General features: G+C 35.4%; 11 protein-coding genes. All 11 read left to right on the top strand.

Translation table 11 applies throughout. From position 1 onward, the window contains the following. The first annotated feature begins 40 nt into the window (after positions 1-40). The 11 genes from ACJJVW_RS06970 to ACJJVW_RS06920 are packed head-to-tail and all read left to right on the top strand — an operon-like array spanning position 41 to position 13,191. A complete protein-coding gene (locus ACJJVW_RS06970) occupies positions 41-1,735 on the top strand; it encodes a DUF6909 family protein (RefSeq protein WP_339846166.1) in 1,695 nt (564 codons plus the stop codon). A 38-nt stretch (positions 1,736-1,773) separates the two neighbouring features. Further along, positions 1,774-2,772: a hypothetical protein gene (locus tag ACJJVW_RS06965; protein ID WP_405251166.1), complete on the top strand. Its 999-nt coding sequence runs from the start codon at positions 1,774-1,776 to the stop codon at positions 2,770-2,772. Positions 2,773-2,798: 26 nt separating this feature from the next. After that, positions 2,799-3,917 carry a GDP-mannose 4,6-dehydratase gene (gene gmd, locus ACJJVW_RS06960; RefSeq protein ID WP_405221678.1) on the top strand — a complete coding sequence of 373 codons (1,119 nt, stop codon included), beginning with the start codon at positions 2,799-2,801 and terminating at the stop codon, positions 3,915-3,917. 7 nt (positions 3,918-3,924) lie between these two features. Then, positions 3,925-4,971 (top strand): GDP-L-fucose synthase family protein, encoded by a 1,047-nt coding sequence (locus tag ACJJVW_RS06955; RefSeq protein WP_405253067.1) that lies wholly within the window; start codon positions 3,925-3,927, stop codon positions 4,969-4,971. Continuing rightward, complete coding sequence (locus tag ACJJVW_RS06950; RefSeq protein ID WP_298323427.1) at positions 4,972-6,294, top strand: flippase; 1,323 nt, start codon at positions 4,972-4,974, stop codon at positions 6,292-6,294. Next, positions 6,276-7,697, top strand: a complete 1,422-nt coding sequence (locus ACJJVW_RS06945) for a hypothetical protein (RefSeq protein ID WP_298323429.1) — start codon at positions 6,276-6,278, stop codon at positions 7,695-7,697. The genes ACJJVW_RS06950 and ACJJVW_RS06945 overlap by 19 nt, the downstream gene beginning before the upstream one ends. Continuing rightward, complete coding sequence (locus ACJJVW_RS06940) at positions 7,672-9,162, top strand: O-antigen polysaccharide polymerase Wzy (protein ID WP_405251165.1); 1,491 nt, start codon at positions 7,672-7,674, stop codon at positions 9,160-9,162. Before ACJJVW_RS06945 ends, ACJJVW_RS06940 begins: the two co-directional genes overlap by 26 nt. Next, a complete protein-coding gene (locus tag ACJJVW_RS06935; RefSeq protein WP_298323432.1) occupies positions 9,132-10,358 on the top strand; it encodes an O-antigen ligase in 1,227 nt (408 codons plus the stop codon). Before ACJJVW_RS06940 ends, ACJJVW_RS06935 begins: the two co-directional genes overlap by 31 nt. Continuing rightward, a complete protein-coding gene (locus tag ACJJVW_RS06930) occupies positions 10,351-11,427 on the top strand; it encodes a glycosyltransferase family 4 protein (RefSeq protein ID WP_405251164.1) in 1,077 nt (358 codons plus the stop codon). Before ACJJVW_RS06935 ends, ACJJVW_RS06930 begins: the two co-directional genes overlap by 8 nt. Then, positions 11,427-11,975, top strand: a complete 549-nt coding sequence (locus ACJJVW_RS06925; RefSeq protein ID WP_405251163.1) for a putative colanic acid biosynthesis acetyltransferase — start codon at positions 11,427-11,429, stop codon at positions 11,973-11,975. The genes ACJJVW_RS06930 and ACJJVW_RS06925 overlap by 1 nt, the downstream gene beginning before the upstream one ends. Next, positions 11,968-13,191, top strand: a complete 1,224-nt coding sequence (locus ACJJVW_RS06920) for a WcaI family glycosyltransferase (protein WP_339846187.1) — start codon at positions 11,968-11,970, stop codon at positions 13,189-13,191. The genes ACJJVW_RS06925 and ACJJVW_RS06920 overlap by 8 nt, the downstream gene beginning before the upstream one ends. The last annotated feature ends 51 nt before the right edge of the window (positions 13,192-13,242 follow it).

Here is a 13,242-nt window from a genome sequence, read left to right as displayed (position 1 = left end):
TACCATGGTCAAGTTCTATTAAGTACCTTTATCCCCAATTATGAGCACAAACAAAACACAAGGCCGTACAAGAGCCCAAGAGAGCAGCAGCGCTATAGAACGCATGTATATTACAATGCGTCACCTTTTTAACAGAGGATTTTATAAACCTATGGGTGTCTCTGGAGAGACACTTAGAGAGTCATTACTTATATTAAGACCAGAAATTTACGGTACCATTGCCGAAGAAAAAGTAGAACTAGATGGTCTTCTTTACGTTATTGATAGACTTCCAGAAGGAATAGAGCAATGTAGATTCATTAACTTAACAAGTGATGAAGGCTACAAAAACAGTCACTTTGAACCTATTATTCCAGCAAAACGTCGTCGTAATTGCTACCGTATAGATGAGGAGCAAATGAATATCGAGATCACGCGTGGTCGTTCTGAAATTTATGATATTCTTACACACGTGACCTTCCTATTTATTGAGTCTCATAAGATTATGAAACGTGTCCTCATAAATGATGAAGGCGCTGTAATACGTGATTGGGAAAAGCTAGAAAAAGCAGTTTTAAACAATGAAGAGCTAGATCAAAATAGCTGGGAGATTGCAACTACGCATACCGCAAATATCTTAGGACGTACTTTTGCCGAAGTACGAGCAATTGCACCTCTTTTTAATACGCGCACTAATAACAAGCGCTTCTTTGAGCTTATTTACTGGTTAGGTAAACTTGCGATAGCAGAAGTACTTAAAGAGGAGAAGCGCACAGTTACCTTTAGTCCTGTTTTAAGAGAACGATTAGGTCATCACATACACGGTGAGATCTGGGCAAATGATATTAAAGCGACTTTGAAGAAAAACAATCTTTTAGGTAGACCTCTTCATATTATTAGTGCAAACATGCACTCTGTAATGAATACGCTGTATGCGCCACTTGCACTTAAGTCTGAACTTAAGAAAAAGTCTAAACTAGAGGTGTATGAAATGCTTAGTAATAGTGGTAACGCAGCTCTACGTGCTAAAGTAGAGAAAGTCGCATTACAAAACGGAATGATATATCTGCCAGATGATAGTGGTACAAATATCAATGTTCAGATTTTTGACATGTGTAAGCTGCCTGTAGCTGAAAATGACTTCTGTAGCAACGATGTAAAAAAGGAACAACAGCCCGTTATTATAGTAATGGACTACGCCTTTGGAGAGCAAGCTTATGAAACTATGGAAGAGCTTCTTAAGCCTTATGAAGAAGGAGAGGAGAAAACATACTTAGATGTAGATTCTGTGTCTATCATGGGTAAAGCAGGTATTCTAGAAGGTGGAAAGGGGGATCTTATGATTCCAAGTGCACACCTTTTTGAAGGAACAGCAGATAATTATCCTTTTGAGAACGAACTTACTAAAGAGGATTTTGAAGGACATGGATTAGAAGTTTTTGAAGGTGCTATGGTTTCTGTATTAGGAACCTCGTTACAAAATAGAGATATCCTTAAATTCTTCCATGACAGTACGTGGAGTGTGATAGGTCTAGAAATGGAAGGAGCACACTATCAAAAAGCAATACAAGCTGCCGCAAAACTTCGTAAGAGCATTCAAGAAGATGTAAAAGTGAGATATGCATATTATGCTAGTGATAACCCTTTAGAAACAGGAAGCACACTAGCATCTGGCGGACTAGGAACTACAGGAGTGAAGCCTACATACCTAATCACTGAAAAGATATTACACCAACTGTTTACTACTAATAAGTAGTAATATATTACAACTAACATTCAACTTTAAGTAAGCACATGAGCGATCACTACAATCAGTCTGGAAATCAGCAAGAAATGGACCTCTCAGACATCTTTTCTTTGATAGGTAGACTATTTAAAAATGTGGTTTATTCATTTTTTAGAGTTGTTGATTTTATGATTAAAATGTGGTGGGTGTTTTTATTGCTCATCGTTGCTGGAATAGCTTTAGGGTTCGTTTTGAAGGAGGAGCCATCTTATGAGGCAAATCTGTTACTTAAAACTAATTTTACGAGCCAGGCGTACGTTTATACGGCAATAGAGCAGTTTAATAATAACCTTGAAGAAGACGATGAGGGTTTTATAACATCTCTTGGTAAGTCTCCTGAAAACTTTAGTATTAAAGACGTTAGCGTAGAGCCAGTAGTAGAGGTGATAGACTTAGTGAATTATATAGGTGATAATGATGGTGCGCTAGGAGAAATGACGAGAGAGTTTAAACTCAAAGATGACCGTGAATTGTTTGCAACAGATAGATTTTTATCTAAGTTTAAATTTCACAAACTCAAATTTGTATTTGATAGTGATAAAAATTTAGAAGATATTGAGTCATTCCTATCATTTATCAATGAAAATCCCTATGCTAAAGAGTTGAAAAAAGAAGGTCTTAAAAATCATAAGATTTATCTTGAAAGCCAAGAACAATCTATTGCTCAGATAAATGAGCTTATCAATTCTTTCAGTAAGGATAACAATATATCAGAGCAAAAGGACAGGGAGGGGTTTTATTTTAACAATCAAAATGAGAACCTAGCATCATTATTTCACACTAAATCAGACTTAGTAGAAGATTTAGAGATTGAAAAAAATGATTTTGTGAGCTATACTGATGTAGCTGTAATCGTAAGTGCTATTCAAGTATCAAAGAAGTCATCTATAACAGATAATTTGATTGTTATTTTCCCATTAGGCTTAGTGATTATATTTCTAATACTCTCAGGGATTGCAAGTGTATACAAATCATACAGGCGTGAAACAGCGGTCCTAAAAGGATAGTTTCTCCCACATATTAATAATTATTTATGAGTAATAAAGTAGCATTAATTACCGGCGTGACTGGTCAAGATGGAGCGTACTTAAGTGAGTTTTTACTTAAGAAGGGCTATGAGGTACACGGTATTAAACGTAGATCGTCTTTATTCAATACAGATAGAATAGATCATCTTTATGAAGATCCACATATTGATAACCAGCGATTTTTTCTTCATTATGGAGATCTTACGGACAGTACAAATCTGTTTAGAATCATACAAGAAGTACAACCAGATGAGATTTATAATCTTGGGGCAATGAGCCATGTACAGGTATCCTTTGAGATGCCAGAATATACGGCTAATGTAGATGGACTAGGTGCTCTAAGACTATTAGAAGCAGTGAGAGCTTTAGGTCTTGAAAAAAAGACGCGCATTTATCAAGCCTCTACATCAGAGTTATATGGAAAGGTACAAGAAGTGCCACAGTCTGAGACAACACCTTTCTATCCAAGAAGTCCTTATGCAGTAGCAAAGTTATATGCATACTGGTCTACCGTAAACCATCGTGAAGCTTACAATATGTTTGCGTGTAACGGTATTTTATTTAATCACGAGTCTCCAGTAAGAGGAGAAACTTTTGTGACTAGAAAGATTACTAGAGCTACATCAAAAATAGCTTTAGGGTTACAAGATAAAATGTATCTAGGAAACCTAGACGCAAAGCGTGACTGGGGTCATGCTAAGGATTATGTGAGAATGATGTGGATGATCTTGCAGGCAGATGAGCCAGAAGATTGGGTAATCGCCACTGGAGAGACTACGACGGTGCGTGACTTTATAAAAATGTCATTTGCTCATATAGGTGTTACGTTGTCATTTGAAGGTGAAGGAATAGATGAAAAAGGAATTGTTACTGCATCAGAAAATGCAGATTATCCTGTAAAAATAGGGCAAGTAGTTGTTGAGGTGGATCCTAAGTACTTTAGACCTACAGAGGTAGAATTACTTATAGGCGATGCTTCAAAGGCTTACAACAAGCTTGGCTGGAAGCCAGAATATCAACTACAAGGACTTGTAGATGATATGATGCAAAGTGACCTAAGGCTGATGAAGAAAGACAGCTATCTCAAAGAAGGCGGATATAAAACGATGAATTATTTTGAGTAACACACCAATACCTAAAAACGCTAGAATATTTGTTGCTGGACATCGCGGTCTAGTAGGGAGCGCCATTGTGAATACACTTGAAACGAAAGGTTATACGGATATAATCACGCGAACTCACAAGGAACTTGACTTAACAGATACTGTTGCAACGCAACAATTCTTTGAACAAGAAAAGCCAGAGTATGTTTTTCTAGCAGCTGCCAAAGTGGGAGGGATTATTGCAAATAATACCTACCGAGCAGATTTTCTGTACGTGAATCTCATGATTCAAAATAATGTGATTCATCAGAGTTATGTACACGGAGTTAAGAAGTTATTGTTTTTAGGAAGTACCTGTATTTACCCTAAAAATGCACCGCAACCCATGCCTGAAGAGGCGCTACTTACGGGCGCTTTAGAATACACAAATGAGCCGTATGCTATTGCAAAAATAGCAGGTATTAAACTCTGCGAGAGTTATAATCTGCAATACGGAACAGATTTCATTTCGGTGATGCCTACTAATCTATATGGATTTAATGACAACTTCGACTTAGAGAAATCTCACGTGCTACCAGCATTGATTAGAAAAATTCACCTTGCAAAACTACTGTCTGAAGGAAGGAAGGATGAGGTTTGTAAGGATCTTGATGTTTCCGCTTTCGCGAAAGCGCAACCTATACTAGAAAAGTTTGGTGTCACAGCCGAAAGTGTTGAGATATGGGGAACAGGAACGCCCAGAAGAGAATTTTTATGGAGTCAAGATATGGCAGATGCTTGTGTACATATCTTAGAAAACACAAGTTTTGACGATGTAAAAGGAAGCACCACCGAAGTAAGGAATACACACATCAACATAGGCACAGGTGAGGATATCTCTATAAAAGAGCTAGCAACGCTTATCAAAGAAACGATAGGTTTTACAGGAGCGTTAATTTTTGATAGCTCAAAACCAGATGGAACCCCGCGCAAACTTACAGACGTTACAAAGCTTAATAGTTTAGGATGGAAACATACGGTAGCGCTTGAGGATGGAGTTAATAGATTATATAATTGGTATCTAGGAAACCTGTAGATGTTTGGTAAGAAACAATTTTTAGCGGAGGCTAATGTTCGCCGCTATTTTTCAAATACTGTCTGGATATTATTTGAGAAAGGACTACGTGTTTTAGATGGTTTCTTTATAGGCATTTGGATTGCTAGGTACTTAGGTCCTAGCGATTTTGGAATATTAAGCTATGCAGAGTCATTTGTATATCTATTTGCTGCAATTGCGGCTTTAGGTTTAGACCAAATAGTTACAAAAGAGCTTGTAAATAATAGTTCTAGTAGAGATGAAATTCTTGGGACTACGTTAGGATTAAGGCTATTAGGATTTGTTGTGATGTTTAGTCTCATAGTGGGTGCAACTCAGTTTTTAGATCATACAACACTCACAAATACAATGATATTTGTGATAGCGTCAAGCATACTCTTACAAAGCTTTAAGGGGATTGATTTTTATTTTCAGAGCAATGTACGTAGTAAATACACGGTTATAGGAAACATCGTTGCAGTAGGTGCTGTTGCTGCGGTTAAGGTGTTCCTTATTTTTTCAAAAGCACCTTTAATTTACTTTGGTTATGTAATTGTTGCCGAATGGATTATTATATCTCTCAGTTATATTATTGCTTATCATGTTTCAGGACTTTCTATATGGCTGTGGAAATTTAAAACCTATTGGGCAAAAAGGTTATTAAGTAAAAGTTGGTTTTTAATTATAGGTTCTGTTGCAGCTGCATTATACATGAAAATTGACCAAGTCATGATTAAGGAAATTTTAGGTGAAGAATCACTGGGGATATATAGCGTGGCAGTAAAACTAACGGGAATATGGCTTTTTGTGACAGCTGCAATCACACAATCAGTTTTTCCATCACTTGTAAATATTAGAAAAAGCAATCGGGATTTATTTTTAAAAAGACTCCAACAGCTTTACGATTTACTTATTAAGATAGCAATAGTAGTTTCTTTGATTTATACATTATCTGCACACTTCTTTGTTCCATTGCTATTTGGAAATGAATACAGTGATAGTAGTGATGTTCTAGTTCTATATATTTGGTCAATTGTTTTTGTTTTCTTGAGTAATGGGTCTTGGGGATATTATCTAAATGAAAATCTAGAAAAATTTTCCAGTATACGATTGGTTGTTGGAGCAATTATAAATATTACATTAAATATCTTTTTCATAAAGTGGTATGGACTAGTTGGGGCGGCCTACGCAACACTTATCTCTTATGCAATTTCAGGATATTTGATTAATGCACTGTTTAAAAAAACAAGAGAAAACTTTAAGCTACAAACCAAAGCGTTTGTAAATATTTTCAATATAAACACATGGACACGTCTATTATGAGTACTCCTTTAAAAGTAAAAAACCTTAAAACTGTAGACTTTTCTATTGATCAGATGTGTACACTTTATTTTTATGGAAAAAGAATATTTAGAGCTGTAAACGATGAGTATATCTCTCAAGTAGAGGATATGTTTGATTGCGGCTTGATAAGTGAGCTTATTGAGAAAGAATTATTTGTTAATACATGGATATCTGACGTTGAGATAGAAGGTTATAAACTAGTAATTGAACATGAGTATATTGAATATTGGAACTACCCTTATGAGTGGTCTTTTTCAATGTTACATAAAGCCGCAAACGTAGTTTTAGACGCAAACGAGATTGCTTTTAAGCATGGGTATGAGATTTTTGATAGTCACGCCTATAATGTCGTGTTTATGATGAATAAGCCTGTTTATGTTGATTTTGGAAGTTTTATAAAAAGAGATGTTCGAAACCAAAATAGTTGGTCTGGCTTTTCTAATTTTTATAACTCATTTTATATTCCTCTATTTCTTTACAAAAAAGGCTATGCAGATGTTCCCAACAACATTTTTTTATATAATGGATTTTATAACGATAAAGATCTATTTAACTTAAGGTACCGCTATGCAGGTCTTTTTGGAAAAAGTATTTCAAATCTCTTGTACCATATAAGATTTAGTAAACGTAGACTAGCGTCTGCTCGTTATTCTAGAGTCATTGATAAATATGGTAATCATAAGCACTTTGAAAAGCTCATACGATTTAAAAAGGCATTTCAGAACAACTATAGTACAAAGCATGCCCGTAAACTCATTGGTAAAATTGACAGGAGCTCATTTGATTCTTACTGGAAGGATTACCATGATGATAAAGATCCAAAAAATGACAAACGTTTTCTAAGGATTAAGGAAATCGTAACTAAGCACATGGCAGATGCAACTAGCGCTGTTGAACTAGCGTCAAACCAAGGTAAATTTGCTAATTTTTTGATTAACAATACGCATCTGTCTACAATGATTTCTACAGATTATGATAAGAATGCGCTTGATCAAAATTTTAAAGTTAATGGTAGTCAAGACAATTATTTAACTCTAGTACATGATTTTGTGAGACCTAACCAGCGCCATAATACATCTTCTTTTGTTGATCGAATTCAAGGCGATGTAGTAATAGCGTTAGCAGTCACACATCATTTGATACTTACCCAGGATGTTTCATTAGATCATATTTTTGATACATTAGAGAATCTTTCAGCCAACTATGTAATAGTTGAATTTATGCCTTTAGGTCTTTATTTTGGTGATATGAACAATATTCCTAAAACTCCTGATTACTACTCTTTAGAGTGGTTTGATTCTGCCTTTAGAGAGCGTTTTGAATATATCTTGGATGAGGAACTGGCTGTAAACAGACATGTCTTTGTGGGTAAATGCAAATGATATTGACTTAAATATAAAATGTAAATTGGGAAAAGCAGTGCTCCTTGGAGCTTATATAGTAATAAGCACATTTCTATTTGCAAATTTTGCAACAGAGATAGAGGTATGGGCATCTTTTTTTGTGAGTAACTTAGTGCTATTTACACTTCTCTGGTGGCATTTATATAAGGAGAAAGAGTACTCTCCTTTTATATCTGTGTATATTGTTTTTAACTTTTTATTTTTCATAATAGCGCCCATATTGCAACTGCGGGTGATAGGTAATAAGAATGCAGATTTTATTACAAACCTCCCTTATACACCTAGAGGTATTATTTATGCAAATGTGCTTGTTGTTATATTTACTACTTTCTTCTTTGGGACTTATACATTGCTTAAAAAAACTAGAAAAACTAGAGTCGTAAAACATAACATAGAGAGTGATAAAAGATTACCCTTGGTATTAATAGGGTTGTTAGGAATATCATTATTCGTTTTTATAGCAAGTTATGATTTTGTGATAAGTGAGATTTCAAGAGCAGGACAGACATCGTTTTCTGTTGGAACGACGGCATTGCTATTATGGAAAAAACTACTATTTGTAGTTCCGTTAGGAGGAATTATTCTTTCAGTGCAATATTACAAGAATGCAAAAAGCTCGTCAAAAAATTTATTGGCAATAGCATTAGTACTTATGATCTTTGTAATGCTCTTGTTGTGGTTTAAAAACCCGCTAGTAGAAAAGCGAAATGCTTTAGGACCTATCTACATATCAATTATTTACCTCTTTATACCTGGAATATTTAATAGCAATGTGAAAACTATGTTTTTTATGTTTTTTACAATGATTATTGTATTTCCATTATCTGCAATAATTACACATGTGAGGTCATCTTTACGTGAGATTTTTATACAACCTCGATTGCTTCTAGACGAATTTGAGGGAGAAGGTATCGGAGAGGTTTTTAATACATTACACTATGATGCATTTATAAATATTGTAGCCACCATAGATTATGTTAAGTATGAGGGATTTTCATACGGATATCAATTGTTAAGTGCCTTTCTGTTTTTCGTGCCACGCAAAATATGGCCAGATAAACCTACAACAACCGGGCAACTTGTAGGAGAGCACCTTATAGATAGTTATGGCTTTAATTTTAGTAATCTATCTAACCCCATGGTTTCAGAAGGTTATATTAACTTTGGAGTAATGGGAGTTATACTGCTTGCAATAGCATTAGCGTACACACTTGTTTACTTACTTACTTGGTTACAAAGTAGTATCTTACTGAAAAAGATGATGGCTTTTTATTTTGCTATTCATCTTGTGTTCTTTCTTAGAGGTGATTTTGCAAATGGATTTTCATATTACGTAGGAACCCTCGTTGGAGTTATGGGTATTGCCAAAATATTAGATTATTTTATCAAACAAGGAATAATCAATCAACAAAAATGGAAGCAAAGTCACATCAAAAAAGCTTAAGATTACCGGAAGGTGCTCTCTTTCTATTATTTGCATCTGTATTACTACCTTCTAATGCAAAGTCTATAGCTATAGGTCTATTTGCTGTAGTTTCAATACTACATTTTTTTAAAAGTAAGAACACATTTAATTTTCGTTTTTTTATAGTAAATGGACTTGTGTATATCGTAGTAGCGAGCACTTTACTCTACAGTGACAATTTTGAATTTGGCATAAAAAAGCTCACCATATTTTTATCGTTAATACTCTTTCCACTCTGTTTTGCAATGTATTCTCGAGAAGACATTAAGCGATTACATACTCATCTAGAAAGATACTTTGCAGTATATATCGTTACTGTTGCTTTGTTTAACGTTATATCTTTTTTATGGTTTTATATAACGCATTATAGCTTTGATGAGATGCTTATGCACTTTCCTATGATCATGAAAATCCATGTAGGTAAATATAAAATTCATCCTATTTATTCTGGAATGCATTGTAGTGCTGCTTTACTATTCTCCATATACATATTTCGATCCCTAAAATCACGATGGAAAATCGTTGGACTACTTATTATAAACCTTGTACTAGTATTGTTTTTATTACTCTATGCAAAGAAGGGATCTATTATAGCACTTATGGTTGTATCCTTTGTCTTTGTGCTCTTTCAGCATAATAAAGGCTTAGTAAAACCGTACGCTTTTCTAATAGTAGGTCTACTGGTATTGATGATTACTATACCACGCACACGAGATAAATTTTTAGAATTTAAAAATATTGAATCCATTACCCAGGGAGCTCCTACTTCTACAAACATTAGATTTACCATTTATGGAATAGCCTTAGATGTTATACGAGAAAGTCCTATAGCTGGCTATGGTGTTGGAGATTACCGCGAGGTGCTCACAGAGAGATACGAGCTTTTAGAAACCAAACTACTAGAAGAAGGAGGATATAATGCCCACAATCAGTTTCTTAGTTTTTTGCTTATAGGAGGTCTCATTGCGTTGCTTGCTTTCTTAGCTACACTCGTTTTAAATTTTATCTTTGCCGTTAGGTTCAATAATGAGCTACTGATCTTGGTAATCATATTCTATAGCATAATGATGCTCACAGATAATATTTTTGAAAAAGAATCAGGGGTCATTTACTTCTCGTTGTTTTTTAATTTTCTTTCTGCCAAAACCTTATTTGCCACACCTATTAATGACTAATAAAAAAATACTTATTGTAGGCCCTTTTCCAGAGCCCACCACCGGGGTCTCACTGGCAAACCAGGTAGCAAGTAAATTGTTAATTAAGGCAGGTTTCAAAGTGACTGTAGTTAATACATCACTTAGCGAGCTAGATGAAAAATTAGGAAGTTTTTCATTTAAAAAACTTTGGCATAATCTCAAGTATAATACAGCAGCGTTCAAAGTTTTTTCAAACGATATTTTATATATAACACCAGGACAGACCTTTTTTGGTGTTCTTAAATACGCCTTGTTTATTGGGGTTGGTACGCTTTCGCGAAAGCGTATAATTACCCACATACATGGTAATCATCTAGGTACTGCATATGAACAAATGAGTAGTGTGCAACAAAGAATTGTACATTATTTAATGTCGAAAACAACTACAGGGATTGTACTGTCTCAATCTTTAGTTGCTAATCTCACTCCATTTTTACAGCCCAAGGTTATACACGTACTTCCTAATTTTGCCGAAGAATATTTACAAGAAAATATCACAAAGACCTATACTGCACCTCGTTTTATATATTTGAGTAACTTGATGGAGGAGAAAGGTATTTTAGTCTTTTTAAAAGCACTTAAAATTCTTCAAGACAAAGGAGTGCCATTTCATGCACAGATAGGAGGTGGAGTTACTGCCGAAATGTGGTCTCAAGTAAACCCATTGCTGCTCACTCTCAAAAACACAGATTACAAAGGAGTCGTGCGCGGAAAAGAAAAGAAAGAACTTTTTGAGTGGGGTAATGTATTTGTATTACCTACATATTATGCTATGGAAGGACAACCTATTTCCATACTTGAAGCCATGGCAACAGGATCATTAATAGTCACCACCACACAAGGCGGGATTGTAGATGTGATAGAAGATGGTAAACACGGTTTTTTTGTAGAAAAGCAAGAGGTAGAAGGTCTAGCGGCCAAGATGGAGTACCTTGTAAACAATGTTTCCTCTATCAAGGAAATAGGAGAAGGTAATGTGAATTATTTTAATGAAAATTTTACGATAACAGCCTTTTCAGAAAGGCTTACTAATATTTTTAAAAGCTAGTGAAATATCAAGATTTAAAATCATATAATACCCCTAAAGGTTTCAGAGGTAAGTCTGGAATAATAGTACAATTATGGCGTATTGTGTACGTTGTTTTGTTCAGAAACTCTCCGCAGGCTTTATACGGCTGGAGACGGTTTTTATTAAGATGCTTTGGAGCAACAGTGGGTAAGAAAGTGATTATAAGACCCACTGCTCAGATTACCTATCCTTGGAAATTAGTCCTAGGTGATTACTGCTGGATAGGTGATGAGGTGGCGTTATACACACTGGGACCTATTACTGTAGGTGCAAATGCTGTGGTGTCACAACGCAGTTACTTATGTACAGGAACACACGATTATCATTCTCCCAGTTTTGCAATAGAAGCACACCCTATCACTATAGGAGAAAAATGCTGGATTGCTACAGATGTTTATGTGGCACCTGGAGTTTCAATAGGTGATGGTACTGTGGTAGGTGCTAGAAGCAGTGTTTTTAAAAATTTACCAGCAGGAAAAATCTGCACAGGTACACCAGCAATCATTATAAAAGATCGTATTGAATAACCTACAAGGCAAACATATCACGCTTATCTCCTTAAACTTCTATCCAGAAGACACGGCAATAGGACTTTACAGCACACAACTAGCAGAATATCTGGAATCACTAGGTGCTTTGCTTTCGGTGATTACAGCATTTCCTTATTACCCAAAATGGGAGATAGCAGAATCATATCAAAACAAAGGAACTTATCTGCATGAGAAGAATGGAACCATTGATATATATCGATATAAGCAGTTTACTCCCAAGGAGCCTACATTCTTAAAGCGCGTTATCCACATAGCCGATTTTACCATAGGATCACGCTTTAATTTCAAACAGATTACAGAGTGTGACATTGTAATCTCTGTAATTCCTTTTACGAGTAGTGCATGGTTAGGTAATACGCTTTCGCGAAAGCGTAGCGCAAAACACTGGATTCACATTCAAGATTTTGAATTTGACGCAGCTTTTCAGTCGGGTCTTGCCTCTGGAGTTGAAAGTAAAAGTATGGCATATAAAGCTTTGATGAAATTAGAGCGTAGTATTCTCAATAAAGCAGATTATGTAAGCACTATAAGTCAAACAATGCTTGCCAAACTTAAAGAGAAAACCACTTCCAAAACTTACTATCTACCTAACTGGATTGATGCAGCCGAGAGTGATCCATCTAAATCACAAGCACATCCTTATTTTTCTCATGATAAGTGTAGTGTTTTGTATTCTGGAAATGTGGGAGATAAGCAAGACTGGCAGTTATTTACTAATGTTGTTAAAGCATTAGATTTTAATAAGTTTGAAGTAATTGTAGTAGGGGCAGGGGCAAAAATGGAGGTTCTCAAGGAAAATCTAAAAGACACTAAGGTAAAATTCTACGCACCAGTTCCATTTATAGAATTGTCAAGTTTACTCGCTAGTGCAGATGTGCATATTTTATTTCAAAAAGGCGAAGTTGTAGATACGGTTATGCCTTCTAAAATTCTAGGTATGATGGCTAGTGCTAGACCATCTATCATCACCGGTCACCCAGACGCAGAGCCAGCTAAGATTATAAAAGATTCAAATGGTGGATATTATAACTCCGTTATTAATGTAGATATAATATTGAGCCAGCTAGAGACTCTCAATTCGACTCCAGAAATAGCTATGACTATAGGTACAGCTGCGAGAAAGTATGTACTTGAAAAATTTGCAAGGAAACCTATTTTAGAGAAATTTTCTCAAACCCTGAGTAGGTTATAAGGCTTAGGCTTTACAAGCAGGTAATACTTCCTTATTTTTACGAACACAGAT

The sequence above is a fragment of the Dokdonia sp. Asnod3-C12 genome (genome assembly GCF_045063975.1).
Classification (GTDB): domain Bacteria; phylum Bacteroidota; class Bacteroidia; order Flavobacteriales; family Flavobacteriaceae; genus Dokdonia.
Note: the sequence above shows the minus strand (reverse complement) of the source record. Positions and strands in the feature narration are given on the sequence as shown.

Coding starts and splice junctions, on each gene's coding strand:
- gmd (WP_405221678.1), top strand. CDS start 2,799: ATGAGTAATAAAGTAGCATTAATTACCGGCGTGACTGGTCAAGATGGA.
- ACJJVW_RS06940 (WP_405251165.1), top strand. CDS start 7,672: ATGTCTTTGTGGGTAAATGCAAATGATATTGACTTAAATATAAAATGT.
- ACJJVW_RS06970 (WP_339846166.1), top strand. CDS start 41: ATGAGCACAAACAAAACACAAGGCCGTACAAGAGCCCAAGAGAGCAGC.
- ACJJVW_RS06945 (WP_298323429.1), top strand. CDS start 6,276: ATGGACACGTCTATTATGAGTACTCCTTTAAAAGTAAAAAACCTTAAA.
- ACJJVW_RS06935 (WP_298323432.1), top strand. CDS start 9,132: ATGGAAGCAAAGTCACATCAAAAAAGCTTAAGATTACCGGAAGGTGCT.
- ACJJVW_RS06965 (WP_405251166.1), top strand. CDS start 1,774: ATGAGCGATCACTACAATCAGTCTGGAAATCAGCAAGAAATGGACCTC.
- ACJJVW_RS06950 (WP_298323427.1), top strand. CDS start 4,972: ATGTTTGGTAAGAAACAATTTTTAGCGGAGGCTAATGTTCGCCGCTAT.
- ACJJVW_RS06930 (WP_405251164.1), top strand. CDS start 10,351: ATGACTAATAAAAAAATACTTATTGTAGGCCCTTTTCCAGAGCCCACC.